The sequence below is a fragment of the Evansella halocellulosilytica genome (genome assembly GCF_002335745.1).
GTDB lineage: Bacteria > Bacillota > Bacilli > Bacillales > Salisediminibacteriaceae > Bacillus_CA > Bacillus_CA halocellulosilytica.
On sequence record NZ_NIST01000001.1, the window covers coordinates 4,342,666 to 4,367,705 of the forward strand.

Consider the following 25,040-nt stretch of genomic DNA (forward strand, 5'->3'; position numbering starts at 1 on the left):
GAGAAACGAGTCAACGCAGAGATACGATAGTTTCCCACTTTTTGAACATCCTCTTACACTTTTATTCTTAACTAAGAAATAGAGTTATAACGTTGATTACAGGGGGACAATGAAATGATTGAATTTAGAGATGTGTCACTTGTTTATCCGAATGGGACACAAGGATTAAAACATATTGATTTAACGATTAAACAAGGTGAATTTGTCGTGATTGTCGGACTTTCCGGTGCAGGGAAGTCAACGCTCATACGCAGTATTAATCGTATGGTGACACCAACTAGCGGAGAGTTGATCGTTGATGATGAGAACATCCTCACATATAACAACAAAAAGCTTCGAGAGCTACGAACAAAAGTCGGGATGATCTTTCAAAACTACAACCTTGTTAAACGCTCTAGTGTGATGAAAAATGTAATCGCCGGTCGCCTTGGTCATACGGGGACTTTGCGAAGCGTGTTGAACTTCTACAGCAAAGAAGACTTATCATTAGCTTATCAATCTCTACAGCGAGTTAATATCGGTAATAAAGTACATGCAAGAGCTGATGAGCTTAGTGGAGGTCAGCAACAACGTGTCAGTATTGCAAGGGTGTTAACACAACAACCGAAAGTGATTTTAGCAGATGAACCCGTTGCAAGCCTTGATCCTCCTACTTCACACCAAGTGATGACTTATTTACGAAAAGTGAATAAAGAAGACAATATTACTACGATTGTTAATTTGCATTTTATCGATATGGCGATGGAATATGCAGACCGTATTATCGGAATGCGTAATGGAGAAGTCGTTTTTGATGGTGACGCTAAACTTGTGACAGAAAAAACGTTTGAAGAAATATATGGACGAAAAATTCGAGAGGAAGATATGGTAGGAGGAGAAGATGATGAAGCCATCAATTAGTTCAACAGAACATCATCCCCTTTCGAATCCTCCTGGTCTTCGGGCTCAAAAAGCGAAATGGAAACTAACCTTTGTCTTTATTATTGTCGCAGTTGTTTACCTGTTTTCGTCGCTTTATACAGAATCGTCGCCGAAAGATTTATGGGACGGGCTCCCAAATGTATGGAGAATGATCGCTGAGTTATTTCCGCCAAACTGGAGTTACGCAGGTGAAGCCTCAGGACGTCTCGCAGAAACAGTCCAAATGGCGATAATTGCAACGACAGTTGCCGCAATTTTATGTATACCAATTAGTTTAATGGCTTCATCTAATATTGCACCAAATAAATACATTTACAATATTACGAAGCAGTTTATGAATATTTTGCGGACGATTCCTGACTTGCTTCTTGCTGTCATTTTTGTCGGCATTTTCGGAATCGGTGTTTTTTCCGGAATTATCGCGTTAATCATTTTTTCATTAGGAATATTAGCCAAACTGCTAGCTGAAACAATTGAAGCAATTGATAAAAACCCTCTTGAAGCGATTCGTGCCTCAGGGGGAAATACAATACAAGTCATCGTATACGGAGTCATCCCACAAATTTTACCGCAATATACATCGTTTTCTCTTTACGTTTTTGAAATAAACGTTCGGGCCTCACTAGTGCTCGGTTTTGTCGGTGCTGGTGGAATTGGTCAACTGTTGCAGCGTTCAATCAGCTTTTTCCAATATGGAAATGCGATGATGATCATTTTAATCATCTTTGTCGCTGTCGTGATCATCGAGTACATTAGTGGAAAAATTAGGGAGGAGATTTTATAATGGCACAAAGTGAGACATTGATCTTACCTCCAAAAAAGAAACGGCCAGTAAAAAAATCAATAAGAAACTGGGTCATTGGTATCGCATTATTAGCCATTTATATATGGACTTTTTCCAGTATCGGAATCGACTGGAGTAGAGTTTTCAGTGATCAAACATTAAACAATGTTGGAAGAGTCATTCCACAATTATTCGCACCAGATTGGTCCGTTACTGCTGAAGCCACATTATTAATGGCTGAAACGCTCGCAATGGCTTATACAGGAACATTGTTAGCGGCTGTTCTCGCTATTCCATTCGGTTTTTTTGCAGCGAAAAATATGATTAAAAGTAAAATAATGAACACTGCTTCTAAATGGGCACTTGATGCGATACGGGCTTTTCCGGAGATTATGCTTGCGTTAATTTTCGTTGCAGCTGTCGGACCATCGGCTTTTGCAGGTGTCCTTGCGATCGCAATCGGGTCAATTGGAATGCTCGGAAAACTTTACTCCGAAGTCATTGAGTCAATCGATATGAATGTCGTCGAAACACTTGAAGCAAACGGAGCAAATAAACTGCAAATTCTTTTTTATGGCATCATTCCACAAGTCATACCTGAATTTTTATCTTATGCCATTTATCGTTATGAAATTGATGTGAGATCATCAACAATCCTTGGTCTTGTCGGTGCTGGTGGAATCGGAATGATGATACAGATTTCAACGATGAACCGAAATTGGGACGAAGTCGGTATGGCATTAATCATCATAATTATCATCGTTACCGTCATTGACTATTTAAGTGCGTATGTTCGAAAAAAAATCGTCTAGTGAACGAAAATCAAATAAGTATGAGGGTGTCCAAAAGCCTTGCTTATGGTACCCTTTTTTTGCTTGTATTTCTTCGTTTCATGTGTACGCTTTTACCCTAGGGCTCAAGTCCGGCATCTCCTCATGCTGAAGATCCTTGCATGAGCAGTGTCCTCTTTCCGCATCAATGCTTCAATTTCTTCGGTCATATAGTTGTTGTGAAAAAAAAGTCACAACAACTACATGATGATTTACTGGGAAGAACTTGGATGCAGTTAATGAACGATTGTAAAGTTATCGATGTTAATTCGTACCCCTGAAGTACCCGAGACTAAAAGGCGGAACCTCACATCCTCGGATACATCCATATCAACAGTTACCTTTTCCAAGTCATTTTGGCTTGTGAATGGTCCTTCTACATCACACCAAGAAGATCCTTGATCAAACGATTTTTGCAATGTGATTTCTCCACCAGAATCTGATCCGAAGTTCGCATGATAGAAACTCACTTCAGCTGCTGCTGGCAAGTCAAAGTTCATCGAAACCGAGCCTTCAGAACGAATACGCGCAGACCTATTACCAAAGCTTTTATCACTACTGCGAGCTCCGAGTAAAGCATTATCAAAATGCCAAGACCCTGTTGCCAATTCTACATCACCGGCTGCATAGGAGCCTTTTGTAGCACCTTCAAAATCTTCAAATTCAGCCTCTTCTCCTCCATACCAATCATATAAAAATACTTCTTTATAAAAATCAGCAACCTCTTGATTTTGTATAATTACGCCCGCCTCACGATTATTCTTTCCACTGTTTTTTGACCAATTAATACTAGAGACTAAAACTTGATCATCAACGATGACTCCTTTGTTATGTGTGATTTCTATGCCTAGAGCATCTGTATTGATTAGCTTTGCTTCCATATCGAGGTCATACTCGTCAGCAATGCCATTAAGGTAGTCTATCGTATTGATGTTATCACGTCGGTTATCCGGATCAAGCCACGCATCACCTAAAGAAAAACGAACGGAGGCACCGTTTTTAGCCGCATCTATCACGGCTTCCATATAGATATTCGGATGAGATTCAGACGAATCGTCTTGGCCTCCCCAAAATTTATGAGAGTACATTTGGTCAACGAATACATACTCTTCTGCACTGTTTATCATCCCTAGTATTGAATCTTGCTGTCTAAAACTCGTGTCCGGAGCTATAACAGGCGAAACGCTAAACGCCCCGGATACTTCTTCACTCTCAAATGGTGCCTCATACGATCCTGTCGTTATTTCAAATTCCGGTTCAAAATCATTGGATGGGTCACCCCACCGGTCATGAGAAGGCGTATGTGCGAAGATATCAGGAAAGTTGTCATCCCAGTCCGTTTCGAACACATCTAAATAATAGTTCGCAACATCTTCATTTTCAATGACAATTCCCCAGCCTCTGTTACCAAAGGAACTGTCGACAGGTGTTCCGCTAGATTTCCAGTTTTCACTTTGTACAAACAATGTTTCTCCGTCAATGATGCCATATTTGGAATGATCCCAGCGGTAGCGTTTATGAATGTCATTGTCACGGTCCATCACAATATAGCGGACCTCTCCACCAGCTTCATAAATTTGCTGTGATACCCACCTTGATTCATCCTGAAGTCCGCCAACGGGTCCACCGTCAAAGTGGGTCCTTACTTCTACGCCCCTTTCTATTGCTTCAACTAAATGCTCAGTTAAATGAGGGCTATGCATCTCATATACACTTAAGTCAATCGATTCTTGTGCACTATCGATCAGACTTGACAATACTTCATAAGTAGAATCAGGAGACGTATACGGACGTACAGTCCCTTCAAATTCAAAGGTTTCTAACTCAAATCGCGACTGTGCTTGTTTGTATGTGCGCAAATCGTCCGTTACAGCAAGGGGATTCGTCTTTAAGCTATCCCAATCAGAACGACTGTCAGTATCAATCCACACTCCTGTTACCTCATCTCGATTTCGAACGAGGAGATCACCAGAGCTCCCTGTTGGTACAGGATCACTCGTCCAGCCATCTCCACTGTAATCGGAATTTCCATATATGACAATATCAATCTTTTCTCCTTCGTTATCCCTTAAAACTACTTCATCACCATTATTAGCAAAACGAGGGTTGCTGCCTTCCAAATTCGGAACATCAGAAACCGTATTTTCAGAGAACTCAAAATCAGGCATCATACCATTTAAGATATTGTGTTCAATTGCAACATCCGCATCCCTTACAATATAAAGCGTCTCTCCTCCTTCAATAAACGTACCATCTGGAAAAACAGCTTCTGTATTGAGGTCTCCGATACTCCAGCTAGAAAGATCAATGTCTTCATCAAGTGGGTTGGTTACCGCTATAAATTCATCAGGTTCAAAAGAAACATGTGTATCATAATAAACCTCTGTAATAATAACGTTCGTTGCATCGTAAGCTTCCCCGACTAGAAACGCAGAACTTGACAAAACTGGTGGAATTAAAAAAAATAACATAAGTAAAAAAGCTGGCAAAATCTTATTTTTTTGTAACACCTCATAAAACCTCCTTCTCGTACTAGTAACACGTATTAATTATCAGAATATTCAGAATCGTACTCCTCAATTAAAATGTAGCACAGCCTACCATCATACTCAATAAATGCTAAGTAAAGGTTTTGTAAACAACAAAAATCAGATCAAATGATATAGATTTTATCCAAACTTTGTATGTAAAATGATATCGATGATTTATTTTTATGAAATATTCATGTCTTAGCTTCGAGATTAAGAAAAGCGCAAGCGCCATCGATGGGCGCATTGCGCTTTCCTTCCTTATTTTCGTTTAAAAGGTAAAAGCTTTGCTAAACAAAGCCTTTCCCCTGCGGCAATCTGACTAAAGTGAAAATCGGTATAAATATCATATTATCATTCATCCTCCTTATTTAAGTATTTTTTATAACATTCTCACGTATTCACTTTGTTTCGCTTGAAGCATTAATCGCCGCTCGCGCTGCATTGTTTCATGCTGTGCATGACGGATATCTTTTTCCGTTACTTGTCTTTTCGTAATGGTAATTGTAAAAAACAATAAGTTAATAACCATTTCTTTTCACCTCTCCTATTCATATGAATGATTCATTAAATCATTCGATGATAATGACTTTGTTTTGCTTTCATTTGTTCACGCTGTTCACGACTCTTATTTCTGCGGTGTTCAATCTCAACTTCTTCAGGAGAGTACTTCCTTTTTTTAATAATAATTGTGAAGAACAATAGATGAATCATCATATAAAATCACCTCCTCTATGTGCACGATTATCATCATGACAACTTTTATTCACGCCCGTCATTACCATTCACCTCCTTCAAAAATTAAACGTTTTGATTACAAAACGAAGATGTTTGCATACGTTTTTCTTATACACGTTGGATTTTATGCCATCATTACAAATTACATGATTGTAAATCGGATCGATATGATCACACTAAAAAGAACACAAGTTTATATTGACCTGTGTTCGACGTAACGAAATAAAGTATTCAAATCCACGTAAAATAGTGCATAAAAAAGCACAGGTCGATATCTAACCTGCGCATGTATAAATCATTTAGAAAATATCGAAAAGCTGATTACAGACAGCTTTTCCACACGGAGGCAAGATATTGAACAATATGAAGTTGTGTTAAATTTGTTTGAATGACATTACGCATTGTTCACGCCTCCTTTCCAATAATTTCTTTTTATTCCATTGCTTATTGTACTCTCACTAGAACGATTTGTAAACACTTTTCTGTAAATTTATAATAACTGTTTCTAAAAATGGAAATCCGCTAAGATCTGAAACTAAAAAAGCTGTCTCTCACTAGCTTTCATTAGCCATTGAGAGACAGTTTCTTCTTCAAACAAATATATTACCCGATCACGAAATATCCAAAATATAGTACTAGTACTACCGCTACAACAAACTGAATCCAAAAAATGCGTTTGCTGTTTCCAGTTAACGTTCCTTTAGCCATCCGGTTCGTAATCATTTCCATTACAAAAATTAACCAGAATGCAAGAGCACCTTTTATCACCGCTAATAAGCTCATATGTATGAGAACTAATGCACCACCAGTAATAAGTACAAGTACATAGAACAAACGCAATGTCATTTGTAAAATTTTACTAACTTTTCCTTTTCCTCCACGTATAAAAGATACTGTTAATACAAAAAGCACGAGTGTAATAAACCAAAATAACGTGTGGCTATGCAAAAAGGCAAAATAATGTTCAGCCATTTCTTTTACTCCTTTCATTTCTTCAAAATATTGAGGTATGACCTTGTCATATAGACTCTAAGTAGTAGTATATCGAAAAAATGACATAAACGTAAAGCACAACCATTCATTCGATCATCTAGATTGATAACGATTTATTACTATAGGCAAAGCAAATCGTTTTAAACACTCCTTTTCATTCCTTCATTGTTCACAAAATTGTCAGGGACCTGGTCCCTGACAATTAAATAATTGGTTTGTTCAATTGGTCTATTATTTCTATTTCTTTCATCATATAACCTATATTTCTTACTGTTTTAACATATGTCGGATTCCTTGGATGCGGTTCAATTTTTTGACGGATTCTACTAATGAATACATCGATAATCCGCTCATCCATGTCAGCATCTTCACCAGAAAGTGAGTGAAGCAGCTCCGTTCTAGAGAGCGCTTTACCTTGATTCATAAATAAATAGTAAATAAGTTCATATTCCTTACGAGTTAAATCAATCGCTCTTCCGCTTAAATAAACAACAAAATGTTCAGGATCTAAGACGAGGTCACCATTAACGATTTGTTCGCTCCTATTTTCAATTCTTCGCTCTTTTTCATTTACACAACACATTCTCCCTCGCCTTATGACTGATTTAACTCTAGCAATGAGCTCCTTTATTCTTATAGGTTTACTCATATAGTCATCTGCCCCAAGTTCAAAACTCAATACTTGATCTAGCTCCTCATTTTTAGAAGAGATGACAATAAGCGGCGTCCAATCCTTATACGTAATCCGTAATTCCCTGCAAAAATCAATACCACTTATCCGTGGCATTTCAAGCTCGATTATAATTGCATCAGGTGATATAGATTGCAATTGTTTAAAAGCTTCCTCACTATCATATGCAATATGCGTACGAAAACCACTATTTTCAAATCCGTTTTGAATAACCTTCACTTCAGCTTTTTGATGGCCAACAATGAGTATGGATTTTTTCACGACGTCCTCCCCATCCTTCAGACGTGAGTCAAAACCAATGTAATGTACTCTTTAAGCTAAAACGTAAAACATTAATATTGCAAACGAGAAGTATATTCAATAGATAAACTCGTCTAGACGAAGCAGTAAATCATGAAAAGACTAGAGAATTAATTTAAATCAAACCTTTTACCATTCACTTCATAGATGATCCATTCGGCTATATTCGTACAATAATCAGCAATCCGCTCAATATATCTAGAAATATAGGCCATTTGTGTCACTTGTTCTGTCACACCTTTTTCAGAAACGACAACACCGAAAATATTTCTTACAAATAATCCGTATGCTTCATCAACCTCATCATCCATTGTTGCGATGTGCTGAGCAGCTAATACATTTGATTCTTGATATGCCTTCAATGATTCTTGAAGCATTCTTTGCGCCTTTTCTCCCATCGTTAACAGTTCATTTTCGAATGGCACCATATGTTGATGGTCTTTTAATCTACTCGCTGCTTTAGCGATATCGACTGTCAAATCACCAACCCTTTCTAAGTCACTGGAAACCTTTAATGAAACAATGATTTTTCTTAAATCAGATGCGACTGGCTGTTGTTTCGCAATCATTAACGTAGCTTTTTCATTAATTTCTAGCTCGATTTGATTTACCTGTATATCATTTTCAATAATCTCATCGAACTTTGAATATTGTTTTCGTTTAATTGCGTTCATCGTATCGCATAATGCTTTTTCAACCATTGTTCCTAAAATCATAATTTCCTTTTTTAATCCATAAAGTTCATTTGTAAATTGTCCTCTGACTGTCATTGATTCACTCTCCTCTTTTTATCCAAACCGCCCAGTAATATAATCTTCTGTCCGCTGATCTGAAGGGGTTGAAAAAATTACATTTGTATCATCATATTCAATCACTTCCCCGTTAAGGAAGAAAGCTGTTTTATCAGATATTCGAGCAGCTTGCTGCATGTTATGAGTCACAATAATGATCGAGTACTTCTCTTTTAACTCTTGGACGAGCTCCTCGACTTTTAATGTAGATTTTGGATCTAGTGCAGACGTTGGCTCATCCATTAAAATTACGTCTGGCTCAATGGCTAAACATCGTGCTATACAAAGTCGCTGCTGTTGTCCGCCGGATAAACCGAAAGCATTTTCGTTCAATCTGTCTTTTACTTCATCCCAAATAGCTGCACCTCGTAAACTCTTTTCTACAATTTCTTTTAATAATTTCTTATCTCGAATACCATGGATTCTAGGTCCGTAAGAGACGTTATCAAAAATTGATTTTGGAAATGGATTTGGTTTTTGAAAAACCATTCCTACTCTTGTTCTTAACTCTTCTACGCGATATGCTTTGTTAAAAATGTTCTGCCCTCTGTATAAAATATCACCACTAACTTTCACATTTGATACGAGCTCTACCATTCTATTAAGTGTTTTAATATAAGTTGATTTCCCACATCCAGAAGGACCAATAATCGCTGTAACGTCATTTTCTAAGATCGGAAGGTTTATATCTTTTAACGCATGCGTTTCTCCATACCAAAGGTTCAAATTTTTCGTATGATAAATCACTTCTTTATCTATCCGGTCTGCACCTGTTTTTTTCCCCTCTTGTAAGTGTGTTTCTTTTTTTAATGAGGTTTGAGCTGACATGTTTATACCTCCTTAACCACTAATATCTTTTTTGAAATTTATTTCGTATAATAATTGCGATTGAGTTTAATACAAATAACACGACTAGCAGCACAATAATTGTCGCAGCTGCTAAATTTGCATATTCATCTACTAATACAGAATCAAGTGTCCAGTAATAGATTTGCATTGGCAGTGCAGTAAACGTATCAAACGCACTTGAAGGTACAGGAATAATCAGTGCAGGTATTCCGATTGCAACTAGCGGTGCTGTTTCTCCAATTGCTCTCGAGATAGCAAGAATCATCCCAGTTAAAATACCTGGCAATGATGCCGGTAAAATAATATTTTTTATCGTTTGCCATTTTGTCGCACCCATTCCGTAAGAAGCTTCCTTTATTTCACTTGGAACAGTTCGTATCGCTTCTTGTGCAGCTACAACGACAATTGGCAGAACGAGTAAAGACATCGTTAATCCTCCAGCAATAATACTCGTACCAAAACCTAGTACACGAACAAAAATCGTTAAGCCTAATAGACCAAATACAATGGAGGGAACTCCCGCTAAATTAGAAATATTTGTCTGTATAAATGAGTGTATTTTTCCTTTTTTTGCATACTCTTCAAGATATAAGGCCGTACTAACACCGAGAGTGATCGTGACTGGACCGACAATTAACATAAGCCATAACGTCCCTACTATAACTCCTCTAATTCCTGCTCGCTCTGCATCTGTAGACAATAATCCCGTTAGGAAGTTCATATCGATCCAACCGATACTGTCAATAATGACTTGATATAATAGTATTGCTAATACGACGAGGCCAAATAGCGTAGCACCGGCAAAAAGAACTTTTACTAACTTGTTTAGAAAGAGCCTTTTCCCCATTTTATTTCGGACAGCATTATGATCGATATATCGCATACGTTAATACACCTCCCGAAATTTCTTCGTGATGTAACGTGCAACCATGTTCATCATTAACGTAAAAATAAATAATGTAAATGCTACTGCATATAAGCTGTAATAGGCTGTCGTACCACTTGCAGCATCGCCACTCGTTACCTCGACGATATATGCCGTCATTGTTTGCATAGATTGAGTAACGTCAAACGTAAAATTTTTCGTACTCCCACTTGCAATCGTCACGATCATCGTTTCACCGATTGCTCGAGATATTCCTAAAACGAATGAAGCAATAATCCCTGAAATTGCAGCAGGGATAACAACACGACCTGTAACCTCCAACTTTGTAGCACCAATAGCTAAAGCCCCTTCTCTCATTGCGTTTGGTACAGAATTCATCGCATCTTCAGATAGAGAGGCAACAATCGGGATAATCATAATTCCCATGACAATACCTGGACTTAATGCATTCGTTGCACCTAGGCCTGGTATCACCTCTCTTAAAAGAGGAGTTACAAATGTAAACGCAAAAAAACCATATACGATTGTTGGTATCCCTGCTAAAACTTCAACCAAGGGCTTCAAAATTTTTCTTGCGCTTCTTGAAGCATATTCACTTAAGTAAATGGCAGTCGTCAATCCAATTGGAACAGCTACCAGCATAGCAACGAGCGAAGTCATTAGCGTACCCGTTAATAACGGTAGAATACTAAAGGATGGTTCTACTGGACTTAAAGGTCTTAATTCTGTACTAAAAAAGAATTCTTTAAAAGATACCTCGGAGAAAAATAAAAATGTTTCATATAAAAGTGTAAATAATATACCGACAGTTGTTAAAATTGATATTGAGGCACCTATAAATAATAATACAGGTACAATTTTTTCTATCACCGTTGTTCGACTTCCTGCTTGCTTTTTTTGACTAATCATCTCGCTGACACTTTCTGTTTTAGACACAAAACTGTCCCCCTTCCGACATCGTAGACCATAAACATCTAACAAATGAAAGGGAAGATGAAGGTACGACTATCACTTCACCATCCCCCTTTACTCGTCAAACTATTTATTCAATAGACTCTATATATTCAATACTTTCTTGTAGCTCATCTTCTGGTAGCGGTGCAAACCCTGTTTCGCCAGCAAATTCATCTGCTACAGAGAATACATATTTAGCAAAATCTTTTACTTCCGGCTTCTCTTTTGCAGAATTGATACTTAAATTTGTAAACACTGGACGTGTAAATGGAGCATAATCCCCATCTTCCTTAATCGTGTCTAATGAAGGAGCTACTGGTCCATCACCGAAGTCCACGTGAACAGCAGATATTTGATCATCATTGTTCGCATAATATCCATAACCAAAGAATGCGATTCCGTTAACATCTTCAGAAATTAGATTAACTAATGTGGAATATTCTTGTTGAAGATTGATCGTTTGAGCTAGATCTTGCTCTTCAATAATTTCTTCAACGAAAAATTCATTTGTTCCATGGTTTTCATTCGGTCCATATAAATTTACAGGCTCGTCCGGCCAATCAGAGCGAATATCAGACCATAAAAATTCATCATCATCTGAATGAGTACCTGTAACAAACATTTCTTTAATTTCTTCTTCTGTCATCTCTGTCGCCCATGTATTATCTGGGTGGATAACTAAAGTTAAGCCATCAAGAGCTACTTTAAATTCTGCTGTCTCAATCCCGTTGGCTTCTAATTCTTCCAGTTCTTCATCTCTAATACCACGAGAAGCATTTGATAAATCTGTTTCACCAGCAACAAACCTTTGCATACCAGCACTTGTTCCCGCACGGCTCACTTCAACACTAACGCCTTGTTGTTCTGTTACCATATATTCTTCGGCGATTCGTGACATTAGTGGATATACGGTTCCAGATCCATCAATTAATACTGTTCCAGAAAGTTCCTCTGATGTGCTTTCTTCCGAACTGTTTTCTTCTGAATTTGTTCCTTCATCATCATTGTTGCTCTCACTTGCATTACTTTCTTCACCTTCACCACAAGCAACTGCCAAAGCCATAAGCCCTGCCATCATCATTGATAAGCTAAACTTTTTCACTGACAACGTCCTCCTCGTGTATTTGTTTCATTTCTATTAATCGGTGATCCCTTGATCACAGTTCAAAGTATAATTGACGAATATTAAGGATAAATAAATGTGATGTAAATCGTTTGTTAATCCTTTGTAAAGTTCATAAAGAATAAAAAATACACGATCATCTTTTGACAATCGTGTGTCTATATATAAATTTTTCAGTTGAGCACTTCGCATTCATCACAAACTTTTAGCTAGTAAGCATGTTCACTTCATTTGCAACCCTTATGCCAGACTCTACAGCTCCTTCGATCCATCCATGAAGCAATGAAGTATGTTCACCGGCAAAATGAATAATTCCCTCTCGCTTCCTAATAATTTCAGGATAGTTATATGCTTGGTAAGGTGCAAAGATCGCAAAGCATCCCCCTGAAAAACGATTCTGTGTCCAGCTAAACGAGCGTCCATTCATGAAGGTCTCTTGAACAACATCACCATGAATCAAAGACAGATATTTTTTTGCTTGAGACATTCGCTCCTCTTCCGTGAGCTTCTCCCATAATCTTGCTTTATCTCCCCACGAATAGCATGCTTGGATTACACCAGGTCCAGGTTGCCCATGTTCACGACTAGGGTAGTATACGAATTGCAGTGGTTGATCAGTCGTCAACTTCCCCCCAAACATCCCATGGTCCTCCCAAAATTTCATTGAAAACTCCATCCCTATTTTTACGGATGGAACATAATGTAAATTACGAATTGTCTTCCACTTCCAAAAAGAGATTGAATCGTGTGGTTCCACATCAATAAATTGGAAAACCGAAAATGGAATCGTATTAATGATGCAATCCCCAGTAAATGAACTAACATCTTCGCCTGCTTCATTAGCAGTAAAGACCTCTCCTCCATTTTCTTGCTGTTTAATTCGCTTTACGATTTGTCCAAGCTTTATGTCATCATGAAGATGTGGAAGAAACGATTGAGGCAATTGATCGTTTCCTCCTTCAATTTCTCTATAATCAGCTTCTGGATGAAAAATCGTTCCTATTATATTTAGGACAATATCAATAAATGAAAAATCAGGAAACCCCTCTATTCCAATAAGAACTTTTATTTTCTGAATTGCAGCTGGAGATAGCTTCGGCCCTAACGGATTTTCCCGTAAAAACGTAGACATTGAATGCCTGTCAAAACGTTTTATAAGCCTTCTTCTTTCTGGTTCAGATGACTGTAAAAATGTTTCAATAAATGGGTCGAGTGCAGATTGAAGCAGTTCAAAAACATTTCTGCTATGTTCCTCTTCATCTACAGGGAACTGTAAAAGTTCCGGATGTTGTTCATACTGATATTTTCTTATCAATTGGTTGTTTACAAATAATAAATCATTTGGAGAAGTATGAATGAAATGTTTTAATGGTAAATTAAAATGTTCAATAAGCGCAAGTGTTAAAAAATGATGACTTAATATCCGCATCGCACCAGCTTCAAAGTAATTTCCTCCTGTAAAGGGCTCACGGATTGTGTTAACTCGGCCGCCTATTCTTTTATTCCCTTCTAGAATTGTGACTTTATGGCCTGCTTGTTTTAATAAATAACCAGAAACGAGGCCGGCCATCCCCGCCCCTAAAATGATAACTTTTTTAGGAGAATTTGTTTTCGGCAGACCACTTTTTATTAGTTTCAACATAGATTTAGTAGCTTCACTAGCATCGGCCGACGATGAAAAGTTGCCGTCAAGGTAATTCATGTAACCACCCTTTTTTTATACAATAATATTGGGAGGCACATCAATTTATGTATATATTTAACATATTATTTTTTCAAAAAAGCTTTGTTTGAGCATCCAAATTTATTTTTCTTCATAAATAAATACAGGCTAGCCTGAGACTGAACCTGTATAATGGCTTGTTCAAAAAGGAGGATAAAAAGAGCCATGAGTGTCACATCACAAGCTTCCACACAGATGTGTGACTTCGGCGTTCCCGCAGGACGCGGGGGTTTTAGCAGAAGATCTGATCTTACAAGTGTCTCGATGGACAGGACGTCCTAATGCTGACATCCACAGAACGTGGCGTTTTGTCCGGTTGAAAGATAACCACAAAGTTTAGCTTGTAGAAGAAGATTCAAAGTTTTTCAAGGCGACGAAGTTTTGAGGTATGGTGTGTATCGGAACTAAAAACGGAGTCAACGCAGAGATAGATAGCTATTTTTCCTAGACTTTTTGAAGATCCTCTATAAGTAAGGGGTAGTTATGTTTTTTAGGAATCCCACGTCCAATTGGATGAAGCTAATTCTACTTTCCCTTCAAAAATATCTTTAGCTTGATCGAGAAGCTGATTATGTTTGCCGAAGTGCGGCAAATGGGAGAGAAGGAGCTGTTTCACCCGGGCTTTTTTTGCAAGAGTCGCTGCCTCTTCACTGTTCATATGCCCGTAGGCACTGGCTTCCTCTCCTTTGTAAAAACTACACTCCGTTATGAGTAAATCCGTACCACGAATAAAAGGGACTATTGTTTCGTCATAAGAAGTATCACCTGTATAAACAAAATTACTTCCCTTTTCAGATACGACCTTTACTGCGTAACAAGGAGCAGGATGTGTTGTTTTGTGAAAAGTCATTGCTAAAGAGCCAACTTTTAATTCTTTATTAGCATTATACGTATACACTTCTGTATATGGTTTCTTACCGAGAGCTTGGAATGATTTCTCATCTTCGATATGTCCATATATTTGTAGCGGCTTATTCGTACGCTTTAAATTCATGTCAACGACACGACTGTATTGGAGAACACCGATATCCGCAATATGATCATGGTGATAATGAGTCAGAATACAAGCATCTAGTTGATTTAAATCAATATGCTGCTGCAGGCGAGCAACACTGCCGCTGCCACAATCGAGTAATACTTTCGTATCCTCAGTTTCAACTAAGTAAGCAGAAGTTGCTTCATTCATACTAGGGTAAGCTCCCCAAAAACCGATCACAGTCAATTTCATGAGCATTCTCCTTTCACTGTTATGATTACCTTATCAAAACTAATAATAATCTAAAAGAGCAATTATGTATGGTGATAAGAAAAGCGGAAGGCGCCCTATCGGCGAAAAGCGCTGCCTCTTCCTCTTCTACATCGCTCTGCGGTTATATCCGTCAACCGGGCAATACGCCACGTCCTGTGGCATGCCTGGCATTAGGACATCCTGTCCGTCGAGGCAAATCGCTAGATCAGATCTTCGGCTAAAACCCCCGCATCCTGCGGGAACACCGAAGTCACCACATCCGTGTGGAAGATCGTGTAGTTAACGCTCGTGCCTGAAGTCTAGACAGCAATCGAGAGATTGAAATGTTATACTTCCTTATCTTTAAACAAAAAACCCCTGCAGAGAGCAAATCTCCACAAGGATTCTCCTTTTTACGCTTCTTGAACTTCTGGGTAAACACTTACGCGCTTACGGTCACGTCCAACACGCTCAAATTTCACGACTCCGTCTACTTTCGCAAATAACGTATCGTCTCCACCTTTACCAACGTTCACACCTGGGTAAATGCGAGTTCCACGTTGACGTACAAGGATAGATCCGCCCGTTACTGACTGTCCGTCTCCACGCTTTGTGCCAAGACGCTTCGCGATAGAGTCACGACCGTTCTTTGTACTACCTACACCCTTCTTTTGGGCGAAAAATTGAAGGTCCAAATTTAAAAACATGGTCTTCACCTCCTGAATATCAGTTATCGATTCGTATATACTGTCCGTACTGTTCTTCCATCGTTTTTAATGAATAGAACATACCCTCAAGTAATAATTGAACTTTCTCATAAGTGTCCGAATCAAGGTTATTAGGAACACGACAGCGGAGAAAGCCTCCGTTATCTTCCATATTCACATCTAAACGTGTCTCGCAAATGGCTGCAATGGCATTGATACTTCCGAAAGAAATAGCCGATGCGCCTGCACAGACAAGATCTTGTCCATGTGGAGCAGCATTTGCATGTCCGTCCATTGTAAACGTATGAATCGTTCCATCTTCATTACGGTCAAAACGCACATGTATCATAGCGACACCTTACGCGTTGATTTTGTCAATAACTACTTTAGTGTAAGGTTGACGATGACCTTGCTTACGACGATAGTTCTTTTTCGCTTTGAACTTATACACGATCGTCTTCTTGCCACGGCCATGCTTTTCAACTTTACCAGTAACCGTTGCACCTTCTACAGTTGGAGTTCCCACTTTTGTTTCGTCTCCACCTACAAGGATGACTTGGTCAAATGTAACAGTTTCACCTTCAGCTACATCAACCTTTTCGATGTAAACCTCTTGGCCTTCAGTAACTTTCACTTGTTTTCCACCAGTTTCAATAATAGCGTACACGTACGGCACCTCCTTTAGTACTCAGACTCGCCATGACAGGTGCAAATGGATGCTTAAAAACCTGATCTGTGCGGTTGTAGCTCTTTGGGTGCTACCAAACAACTAACAAAGGAAATCATACCACAATAGAAACATCCGTGTCAATATTATCTCTCGTCTATCTCCTGCGCAGCCACGCTTCTTTCATACTTTGTAGATCACCAGTTAATCGAATCGTATATCCGAATATACGATTTTCAACCGTCTCTTTCGCGAGTAAATAAATCGTTTTATTTACAGCTTGTTCGATTTGTTTGAGCTTCTCCCCACCATCTTTTAGCAATTCATTCGCTGGTTGTGGGGTGATTTCGATGAGCAACGCCTCATCATCTGAATAGCGATGCTCATAGGCAGCTCGTCTTAATGATTCAATCACAGCTGACGAACTCCACTCTTTTCCTTTTCCAAAACACGTTTGACAGCTTTGCAAATAATAGTCTGCTAATGATTTTCTCGTTTTCTTTCTCGTCATTTCAACTAATCCAAGCTTTGTAAAGCCTGCCACATTCGTAATCGTTCTGTCATACTTTAAAGAGTTTTTTAATGTATGCAACACTTTTTCTTTATCATTCTCTTCTTTCATTTCTATAAAATCAATAATGATAATCCCGCCAATATCTCGTAGTCTGAGTTGTTCTGCCACTACCTTTGCTGCTTCAATATTCGTATTCAGCACCGTATCTCGGAAATTCCCTTTCCCTACATATTTACCTGTATTCACATCTATTACTGTCAACGCTTCAGTTGTTTCGATGACAAGTGATGAGCCATTTTTCAGCCAAACATTTGGTTTTAACGATTTTTCTAACTGCTTTTCTAACCCATAATGATGAAAAATGGACTCTTTTCCTTGATACAGATGAATATTTTTACTATTGTTCTCATCCACCCATTCTTTTAGCCATTGATAATCTTCAACCGAATCAACAATAATTTCCGTTTTACCGTCACTGGAAAAATCGCGTGTTACTCTTAAAAATAACGAATCGTTATCATATAAAAGAGCGGGTACTTTTTTTATTGCTTCCCCTCTTTCAAGCATCAAATGGTATTGGTTTCGTAAACGTATTAGTTCATCGTAAACTATACTCTCATCTGACTGCTCTGCATTTGTCCGAATGATGAGCCCTTCACCCTCTTCGATCCAATCCTTTCCTTTGTTTCGCCATTGTTCTCGTACAGCATCGTCACTCATCTTTTTGGAGACAGCAACATAATTGCCTGAAGGTAAGTATACAATGTATTTCCCAGGTAATGAGTACTGTTCGGTTAATCGAGCACCTTTCGTTCCAGTTGCTTCTTTTTTCACTTGTACAATGATTGACTGCCCTTTTGTAATGAGATTCGTAATTGATGGTACTGGCTCATCATTTTCTACAGCTTTTTGATAAGCGATGAGTTCATTTTTGTATAGATACCCGTTTTTCTCATCTCCAAGATCAACAAAGGCAGCATCCATTCCCGGAACGATATCGATTACTTGTCCCTTAATAATATTTCCAGAATAGGCAACTCCTTTTTCATGCTTATAAAGCCATTCGACGACATGTCCATTTTCCAATATCGCGCCGCGTTTCTCCTCAAATAACGTATTTAAAATAATTTTCCGCAAAATTTCTGACTCCCATCTTACATTGCTCGTTGCGACTATTATATAGAAGATGTGATCATTTTTCCAATCCCTCCACCCATCCAGTAAATATTAAAGCAGAAAAATCAACCATAAAATTCCATGTGCCTGGCACATGGAATTTTATGGTTGATTACGGTATTTTTTTGATTGGTAGTTTACGCTTATCACGGTCAAAAAATGCTTCAATTACGTTCGCTTCATGAATGAGACAACCATGCTTATCTGTAAAGAATAGGTGAACCTTCCCTCGGTATACATTTTTTACTGCTTCAGCTACAGTTGTTGTCAACGGAACATGTATGACTTTTTCTTTTCCTTGTGGTTTTAACCTCTTCCTTTCTAATAGAAATCGTAAAAACATGTAGTGACGCTGTTTCCATTCTAAATAATGATGAACCCATAAAAAAGCGGCAATCATCATTAAATTTAAATGGAATGGTAAAATCGTCAGACATAGAAATGTAAGCAGGCTCAAAATCGTGATAGACGATGCAAAACTTACGTAATACGATCTATGGAATGGAAAAAAACTCGTCGTTAAAGAATAAAGTAATTTACCACCATCTAAAGGAAGAATCGGCAAGAGATTAAATAAAAGAATTGTCAAATTATGAAACAAAAAAATTTGATGATCCTCGAATGTCCAAAATGGTGTAAAAAGGAGAAAGTAACTTGCTGCTATTAACCATAAATGTTGCAATGGACCAAATATCGTGACAAGTATTTCTTCCTTAACAGGTCTGTTCCCATATTCTTCAGTTTCTGCCATTCCTCCAAATGGTAACAAATGAATTTTTTTAATTCTCCACCGAAAACGATGTGCCATCCAGCTATGGCCCATTTCGTGCATAAATACGATGAAAAATAACATCATTACCTCTTTAAACATCCCGGTAACAATCCCTATGCCTAAAACTACCCAAAGGACAGGGTGGATATGGACTTTTGTTAACAAACTAATCAACTGTAATCACTTCGATCGGGTCGACAAATACATCCCCTTCCCTAAGGGCAAAATAGTAAACTCCGACCGCTTCCTTTTCTTCGTGTTGTGACACATGTCCAAGAGTATCTCCTATATCAACATGATCATATAACTGTACGGAAATATCCTCGAGCATTCCATACCATGATTCAGATCCATCATAATGACGGACAATGATCATGTTTCCCCAATCGTTCTCTTCATCCTCCCCTACAAAGCGAACCATTCCATTTCGAACCGCTTCTACTGATTCATCAGATTCTGTCTCGACGTAGATTCCTCGTCCATTTTGCTCAAAAGATTCTTTTACTGTACCAGAAGCAGGAAGTGCATAAGTATCTACTTGCGGCTCATTTTCAAAATCACCAGGTGCTACAACGTCGAGTTGCGGTGGAAATAGTGCAAGAGGACGTCCAAATGATTCCTCATACCAAGTTGCCACTGCTCCAAACTGAAAGTCTTCCTGGAATGATTGTTGAACATAATTTTTTACTCCAGCGAGAGACGGGGATTGCGTTTGAAATAGAATTCCTATAAGGAAGAACAAACAAATACTAGCCAGTATTTGCATCATAAACAAATCTTTCCGAAAAAATGGTTCACTCCTTCCTTTTCCAAGTGGCCGGTTGCTGTCATATGTGAATAACGTATCCTCTCTTTCTTCATCATGCCTCATACTGACATAAGGATAGTCATCACTACGTGCCCTATGTTTGATTCGATCCTGATGAGATGAGTAGATTCGTTTCTTTCTTTTTGCATCCAGTTTTCGCCTTATTTTCTCAACACGATTCTTCATATCCATGTCCCTTTCCTATACGCTTGTCTTATTGGTCCATATATATGACTTGTCTGCTCCACATATGACAACACGATCCAACTTTAAATGAAGACATCGTTTTGTATTCGTTTCATGATTTTACTCGTTTTGAAATTTTGGCGGACACTGGATTCGTTCTTACTATAAAAAAGCATAACTCTGGAAGTTTAGCGGACTTCTATTCCTCAATGGTGTTTTTTTCGGCTGTATCATCAAATAACGAATCGTATGTCCTTAAGCACGATAAAAATAGCGATTTTTATGACAATAAATGATCATATGTCTACGAAAAGTTTCGGTCAGTTCATAATCACATCGAGCATACGTAAAAAAGCCCCCACATCAAATATGGAGGCAAGACATAATAAATCTATATCAATTAAGGGGGTATTTTATCTTATTCACACTGTAAATATTTGTTCATCAATGTAACAACTAAAAAGAGGCACTCTGTCAATTGTTGTGGTGACTCAAGGTTAACAAAAGAGAGAAACATTGACCTAATAAGGGTGACCACAACATTCATAATAGAACCCTAAAAGATCGTACATAATGTTTTCATAACATTAAGAAAAGCCATTAAGATTTAATCTTAACGGCTTCTCGTATTTATCCTCGTATACCGAGGAACTTTTTCATTTTAGTAAATACACCTTTTTGCTCGTCCAACGACATGAGAGGGACGGACTCCCCGCCGATACGGCGGGCAATATTTCGATAAGCAATGGATGCCTTGCTTTTCGGTTCCATTGCAACAGGCTCACCTTGATTTGTCGCTTTTATAACATCGTCGTCATCAATAACGATACCTAATAATTCAACAGCAAGGATAGAGACAATCTCTTCAACATCCATTGCATCGCCATTTTGCATCATATGATTACGGATTCGGTTTATGACTAATTTCGGAGCTCCAGTCGGTTCTTTTTCTAGTAAGCCAATAATCCGGTCAGCATCACGAACCGACGAAATTTCAGGTGTCGTGACGACAATCGCACGATCCGCACCTGCGACAGCATTTTTAAACCCTTGTTCAATACCTGCAGGACAGTCAATCAATACGTAATCATAATCCTGCTTTAAGTCTGTAACAAGTTCCTTCATCTGTTCCGGGGTAACGGCAGACTTATCTTTAGTTTGTGCAGCTGGAAGTAAATATAAATGATCAAAACGTTTATCTTTAATTAAGGCTTGATGAAGTTTACAACGCTGTTCCACTACATCAACTAGATCATAAATAATGCGGTTTTCAAGTCCCATTACAACGTCCAAATTCCTCAGGCCAATATCAGTATCTACTAAACAGACTTTTTTTCCGGATAGTGCTAGTGCGGTACCAATATTCGCTGTAGTCGTTGTCTTACCAACTCCGCCTTTTCCAGATGTCACAACGATCGCTTCTCCCACGTGATTCTCCCCTTTCTAAAACAGCATTCCATTTCTCCTAATCTCTGAAATTATTCTACCATGGTTTCAAAGAAAAAGGAGATAAAGTTTACATATGTAGTCTCTAATTTATCGTTTCTAATGATGATGATAAGTGCGGTCGAAGGTGGATTAGCCGTTGAAGTCGGTCTAACAGCATTTCCCCATCTTCACTGACAAATGCACATTCCATCGTTTGTATTGTTTGTTCTTCTTCTTTTTCAGGTGGACGTCTTAATATTTCTGCAATTTTAAGCTGTGTCGGAGACATTGAGGAGGCACAGATCACAGCTTGTTCATTGCCGCTTATCCCCGCATGTGCCGCTCCGCGCAAGGCACCCATTACAAAAATATTTCCTGTAGCTCTGACTGTACCGCCTGGATTGACATCACCGATTAATAAAAGGTCACCTTCTACTTCAAAAATTTGCCCTGATCTGACAACCCTTACGAGGCGAGTGACTTCCAATTTTTTTCGAAGAGCTTCTGCTTCTTCTTTCGTAATCACATCTGAGTCTATTGTATCAATAACTGCTTGAATATGCTCTATTAAGATTTGCTCAAGCTGCTCAACATTTAATTTATTAATATATCTTTTTCCAGTAACGAGCTTGACACGTACAGAACCGCCCCCTTGATCTGCTACAGTCATCCGTTCTGAAAGTTTTTCCTTTAATTCTTCTAGTAGGGTGTCAAATGTGCACTCATCGTTGAGGATAAATGTTAACCCATCCTTTGTACCTTTAATGAGTACATTTTGTTTTTTCACCTGTTTATCAGTCATGGATTGTCTCTCACCTCATTCCTATCTATGGTACATTCAACATACACAGAGCGTATCCCTTCACGAAACAACATCAACTCATTTTCAATAAAGCTTATAATTCTTCCAGTCGCTTCTTTAAATAATAGAATCCCTTCCGTAATGGATAAGCTGCAACACTAATGATGACGAAATTCATTATGAACGTCGGAATAAATCGATCATATAAGAACATGTGATGACCCATTTCTGTCATCCCAAGCAAAAGCATCATTCCGTAAGAAAAATATTCCAATAATGTTACCGCAATCATCGTTATAATGACGGTAACGAATAAATTACGTTGAAAAAATGGAATTGCAATCGAAAACAAATAAGCTATAAATCCCATTGCAAACGTATTTATACCAAGCGCTGAAGAAAATATGACATCATACAAGACCCCAAAGATAACTCCATAAAACGTTCCGACAGCCCGTCCACGAAAAATACCAGCAAAAATGATCAGCATGAACACCCAGCGAGGTACAAAAATATATTCAACACCATATTGGTCAGGTGCAAAAATTTGATAGACGGTTCCTTCCATAATAAATAACAAAAAGAGTGTTATAAAGAACGCATATCTAATCATGAGTCATCGCCTTCGATTTCAGGATTGATCTCATCTTCTAAAGAATCGGAACCACGTTCAATGACCATCACATAATCAAGATTGTGAAATTCTGCGGAAGGCTCAATATATGCAGATTGTGTTAAACCAAATTCATCAGTTTCAAAGGAGACGACTTCTCCAATTGGCAGTCCTTCCGGGAAGACTCCACCAAGTCCTGACGTGGAAACTGTATCCCCTTCCTCAATTTCTGCATCAATATCAATCATTGAAAAATGTAAATATCCTGTTTCTTCTTGAATTCCTTCGATAAAGCCTTGAACTGTATAATCATCTGCTGAGATTTGGGCAGATATTCGATTCGTACGATCTTGGTCACTGAGCAATTGGATTGTTGAAGAAAATTGAGATACTTGATCAACTTTTCCGATGAGACCTTTAGATGTCATAACGGCCATATTTTCTCGAACACCGTCCTGTGCACCTTTGTTAATGCCGATATATTCATTCCATCTATCCGGTGAACGGTGGATGACAAGCGCCTGCCGGACGGTATAATCAAATAAATTTCCTTGAAGATCAAGTGCACCTTTAAGTTCTTCATTATGGCGTCTTAGTTCATTTACTTCAACTTGTAAAGCTGCATACTCATCTAGATGGGACTTTAAAATTTGGTTTTCTTTATACGTGTTTCTCATATCGCTAACACTCTCAAAAAAATTAGAGAAAAAATGCGCAGGCCTTGCAAATGCTGACTGAGCCCAACCCACACTGTCCGTAATGAATTGTTCAGGCCATGACATCGAGCGTTGTTCACGCATTGAGAACCCAATTAATGCTACTAACAAAATAATACATACTAGCAGGACGATAAGACGCCTATTTGAGAAAAATGAAGGCATTTAAGACACCTACTTACCCTTTTCTATTTGATCGGACAGTGATGCCAGCCTTTGATTTAAACAAATGAAGGTTTTCTAATGCACGTCCAGTACCAACTGCTACACAATCAAGCGGACTCTCAGAAACGAGGACAGGCATATTCGTTTCGTCACTTAATACACGATCTAAGTTACGTAAAAGTGCGCCTCCACCTGTAAGGACAATACCACGGTCCATGATGTCTGCTGCCAATTCTGGAGGTGATTGCTCTAACGTATCTTTCACAGCTTGAACGATTGATGTTACTGTATCATTTAAGGCATTTGCTACTTCATCTGCAGAGATAGAGATTGTTTTTGGCAAACCAGAAACAAGGTCACGTCCACGAATCTCCATCTCATCCACTGTATCTGGTTTGCTTGCAGAGCCAATTTCAAATTTAATAGCCTCTGCTGTCCGCTCCCCGATCATCAAATTATATGTTTTCTTCACATACTGAACAATTGCTTCATCCATTTCATCACCAGCGACACGAATCGATTGGCTTGTGACAATTCCACCAAGAGAAATGATCGCCACTTCTGTTGTACCCCCACCGATGTCAACGATCATGCTTCCAGTTGGTTCCCACACAGGTAAATCAGCACCAATTGCTGCTGCAAATGGTTCCTCAATAGTATATGCTTCGCGAGCACCTGCTTGTTTTGTGGCGTCTTCTACAGCTCTTTTTTCAACCGCTGTAATTCCTGACGGTACACAGACCATGACATTAGGCTTTCGCGTAAAAATTCCTCGTGATCGCAATGCTTGCTGAATAAAATGTTTCATCATTGTTGCTGTCGTATCAAAATCAGCAATAACCCCATCTTTCATTGGACGAATTGCGACAATATTACCCGGTGTACGACCTATCATATTTTTCGCATCATTACCGACTGCTTCAATAGAACCAGCATCATTACGAATAGCAACAACGGATGGTTCGCGTAAAATAACACCTTTTCCTTTCACATAAACTAGCGTGTTTGCCGTACCTAAATCAATTCCAAGATCTTTTGAAAATCCACCAAACATCTATGTAATCTCCCTTCATTGTTGAAAACGTAAAAATCAATTTACATTCATTAAAATTTTGCACATGGAAAAACCATACCTTTAATTATACTC

At 38.5% G+C, this 25,040-nt stretch carries 26 protein-coding genes and 1 other annotated feature; of the genes, 3 read left to right on the forward strand and 23 right to left on the reverse strand.

The features are described 5' to 3' along the window. Positions 1–114: 114 nt before the first annotated feature. From phnC to phnE (CD001_RS20665), 3 genes are read left to right on the forward strand one after another with little or no spacing between them, the layout of a single operon-like run. Positions 115–900 (forward strand): phosphonate ABC transporter ATP-binding protein, encoded by a 786-nt coding sequence (phnC, locus tag CD001_RS20655; RefSeq protein ID WP_096189497.1) that lies wholly within the window; start codon positions 115–117, stop codon positions 898–900. Further along, positions 881–1,705: a phosphonate ABC transporter, permease protein PhnE gene (phnE, locus tag CD001_RS20660; protein WP_257009885.1), complete on the forward strand. Its 825-nt coding sequence runs from the start codon at positions 881–883 to the stop codon at positions 1,703–1,705. Before phnC ends, phnE (CD001_RS20660) begins: the two co-directional genes overlap by 20 nt. Further along, the gene (gene phnE / locus CD001_RS20665) at positions 1,705–2,517 is read left to right on the forward strand and encodes a phosphonate ABC transporter, permease protein PhnE (protein WP_096189499.1); all 813 of its coding nucleotides are present in this window, start codon (positions 1,705–1,707) and stop codon (positions 2,515–2,517) included. Before phnE (CD001_RS20660) ends, phnE (CD001_RS20665) begins: the two co-directional genes overlap by 1 nt. A gap of 254 nt (positions 2,518–2,771) precedes the next feature. On the opposite strand, the gene CD001_RS20670 is transcribed toward phnE (CD001_RS20665), so the two are convergent. The 23 genes from CD001_RS20670 to CD001_RS20780 all read right to left on the reverse strand — a co-directional run bounded on the left by CD001_RS20670 (position 2,772) and on the right by CD001_RS20780 (position 24,947). Beyond that, the gene (locus CD001_RS20670; RefSeq protein ID WP_096189501.1) at positions 2,772–5,045 is read right to left on the reverse strand and encodes a phospholipase D-like domain-containing protein; all 2,274 of its coding nucleotides are present in this window, start codon (positions 5,043–5,045) and stop codon (positions 2,772–2,774) included. 400 nt (positions 5,046–5,445) lie between these two features. Continuing rightward, a complete protein-coding gene (locus CD001_RS20675; protein WP_096189503.1) occupies positions 5,446–5,595 on the reverse strand; it encodes a YrzI family small protein in 150 nt (49 codons plus the stop codon). A gap of 35 nt (positions 5,596–5,630) precedes the next feature. Then, the gene (locus CD001_RS20680) at positions 5,631–5,780 is read right to left on the reverse strand and encodes a YrzI family small protein (protein ID WP_096189504.1); all 150 of its coding nucleotides are present in this window, start codon (positions 5,778–5,780) and stop codon (positions 5,631–5,633) included. 624 nt (positions 5,781–6,404) lie between these two features. Next, on the reverse strand, positions 6,405–6,773 hold the full coding sequence (locus tag CD001_RS20685; protein ID WP_096189505.1) for a YisL family protein: 369 nt from the start codon (positions 6,771–6,773) through the stop codon (positions 6,405–6,407). Between the two features lie 223 nt (positions 6,774–6,996). Continuing rightward, positions 6,997–7,746 carry a response regulator transcription factor gene (locus tag CD001_RS20690; RefSeq protein ID WP_096189506.1) on the reverse strand — a complete coding sequence of 250 codons (750 nt, stop codon included), beginning with the start codon at positions 7,744–7,746 and terminating at the stop codon, positions 6,997–6,999. Between the two features lie 149 nt (positions 7,747–7,895). After that, positions 7,896–8,555: a phosphate signaling complex protein PhoU gene (gene phoU / locus CD001_RS20695; RefSeq protein ID WP_096189508.1), complete on the reverse strand. Its 660-nt coding sequence runs from the start codon at positions 8,553–8,555 to the stop codon at positions 7,896–7,898. Between the two features lie 18 nt (positions 8,556–8,573). Then, a complete protein-coding gene (gene pstB / locus CD001_RS20700) occupies positions 8,574–9,404 on the reverse strand; it encodes a phosphate ABC transporter ATP-binding protein PstB (RefSeq protein WP_096189509.1) in 831 nt (276 codons plus the stop codon). A 19-nt stretch (positions 9,405–9,423) separates the two neighbouring features. After that, positions 9,424–10,308 (reverse strand): phosphate ABC transporter permease PstA, encoded by an 885-nt coding sequence (gene pstA / locus CD001_RS20705; RefSeq protein ID WP_096189511.1) that lies wholly within the window; start codon positions 10,306–10,308, stop codon positions 9,424–9,426. Positions 10,309–10,311: 3 nt separating this feature from the next. Then, positions 10,312–11,220: a phosphate ABC transporter permease subunit PstC gene (gene pstC / locus CD001_RS20710; protein ID WP_096190703.1), complete on the reverse strand. Its 909-nt coding sequence runs from the start codon at positions 11,218–11,220 to the stop codon at positions 10,312–10,314. 133 nt (positions 11,221–11,353) lie between these two features. After that, entirely contained in the window at positions 11,354–12,373 is a 1,020-nt protein-coding gene (locus CD001_RS20715) for a phosphate ABC transporter substrate-binding protein PstS family protein (RefSeq protein WP_179298837.1), read from the reverse strand. A 220-nt stretch (positions 12,374–12,593) separates the two neighbouring features. Beyond that, positions 12,594–14,090 (reverse strand): flavin monoamine oxidase family protein, encoded by a 1,497-nt coding sequence (locus CD001_RS20720; protein ID WP_096189512.1) that lies wholly within the window; start codon positions 14,088–14,090, stop codon positions 12,594–12,596. Between the two features lie 511 nt (positions 14,091–14,601). Next, positions 14,602–15,339, reverse strand: a complete 738-nt coding sequence (locus CD001_RS20725) for an MBL fold metallo-hydrolase (RefSeq protein WP_096189514.1) — start codon at positions 15,337–15,339, stop codon at positions 14,602–14,604. A gap of 413 nt (positions 15,340–15,752) precedes the next feature. Further along, positions 15,753–16,046 carry a 50S ribosomal protein L27 gene (gene rpmA / locus CD001_RS20730; RefSeq protein WP_096189516.1) on the reverse strand — a complete coding sequence of 98 codons (294 nt, stop codon included), beginning with the start codon at positions 16,044–16,046 and terminating at the stop codon, positions 15,753–15,755. A 19-nt stretch (positions 16,047–16,065) separates the two neighbouring features. Then, positions 16,066–16,395 (reverse strand): ribosomal-processing cysteine protease Prp, encoded by a 330-nt coding sequence (locus CD001_RS20735; protein WP_096189517.1) that lies wholly within the window; start codon positions 16,393–16,395, stop codon positions 16,066–16,068. A gap of 9 nt (positions 16,396–16,404) precedes the next feature. Further along, positions 16,405–16,713, reverse strand: coding sequence for a 50S ribosomal protein L21 (gene rplU, locus CD001_RS20740; RefSeq protein WP_096189519.1), 309 nt, complete (start codon positions 16,711–16,713; stop codon positions 16,405–16,407). A 13-nt stretch (positions 16,714–16,726) separates the two neighbouring features. Further along, positions 16,727–16,799, reverse strand: a sequence feature (ribosomal protein L21 leader region). A gap of 71 nt (positions 16,800–16,870) precedes the next feature. Then, complete coding sequence (locus CD001_RS20745) at positions 16,871–18,364, reverse strand: Rne/Rng family ribonuclease (RefSeq protein ID WP_179298838.1); 1,494 nt, start codon at positions 18,362–18,364, stop codon at positions 16,871–16,873. A 151-nt stretch (positions 18,365–18,515) separates the two neighbouring features. After that, positions 18,516–19,349 (reverse strand): M50 family metallopeptidase, encoded by an 834-nt coding sequence (locus tag CD001_RS20750; RefSeq protein WP_096189523.1) that lies wholly within the window; start codon positions 19,347–19,349, stop codon positions 18,516–18,518. Further along, the gene (locus tag CD001_RS20755) at positions 19,342–20,169 is read right to left on the reverse strand and encodes a M23 family metallopeptidase (protein WP_179298839.1); all 828 of its coding nucleotides are present in this window, start codon (positions 20,167–20,169) and stop codon (positions 19,342–19,344) included. The genes CD001_RS20750 and CD001_RS20755 overlap by 8 nt, the downstream gene beginning before the upstream one ends. Positions 20,170–20,799: 630 nt before the next feature. Beyond that, positions 20,800–21,597, reverse strand: a complete 798-nt coding sequence (gene minD / locus CD001_RS20760; protein ID WP_096189525.1) for a septum site-determining protein MinD — start codon at positions 21,595–21,597, stop codon at positions 20,800–20,802. Between the two features lie 103 nt (positions 21,598–21,700). Further along, positions 21,701–22,399 (reverse strand): septum site-determining protein MinC, encoded by a 699-nt coding sequence (gene minC / locus CD001_RS20765; protein WP_096189527.1) that lies wholly within the window; start codon positions 22,397–22,399, stop codon positions 21,701–21,703. Between the two features lie 94 nt (positions 22,400–22,493). Next, positions 22,494–23,012 (reverse strand): rod shape-determining protein MreD, encoded by a 519-nt coding sequence (mreD, locus tag CD001_RS20770; RefSeq protein ID WP_096189528.1) that lies wholly within the window; start codon positions 23,010–23,012, stop codon positions 22,494–22,496. Then, positions 23,009–23,893 carry a rod shape-determining protein MreC gene (gene mreC / locus CD001_RS20775; protein WP_096189530.1) on the reverse strand — a complete coding sequence of 295 codons (885 nt, stop codon included), beginning with the start codon at positions 23,891–23,893 and terminating at the stop codon, positions 23,009–23,011. The genes mreD and mreC overlap by 4 nt, the downstream gene beginning before the upstream one ends. Before the next feature lie 13 nt (positions 23,894–23,906). After that, entirely contained in the window at positions 23,907–24,947 is a 1,041-nt protein-coding gene (locus CD001_RS20780) for a rod shape-determining protein (protein WP_096189532.1), read from the reverse strand. Between the last annotated feature and the right edge of the window lie 93 nt (positions 24,948–25,040).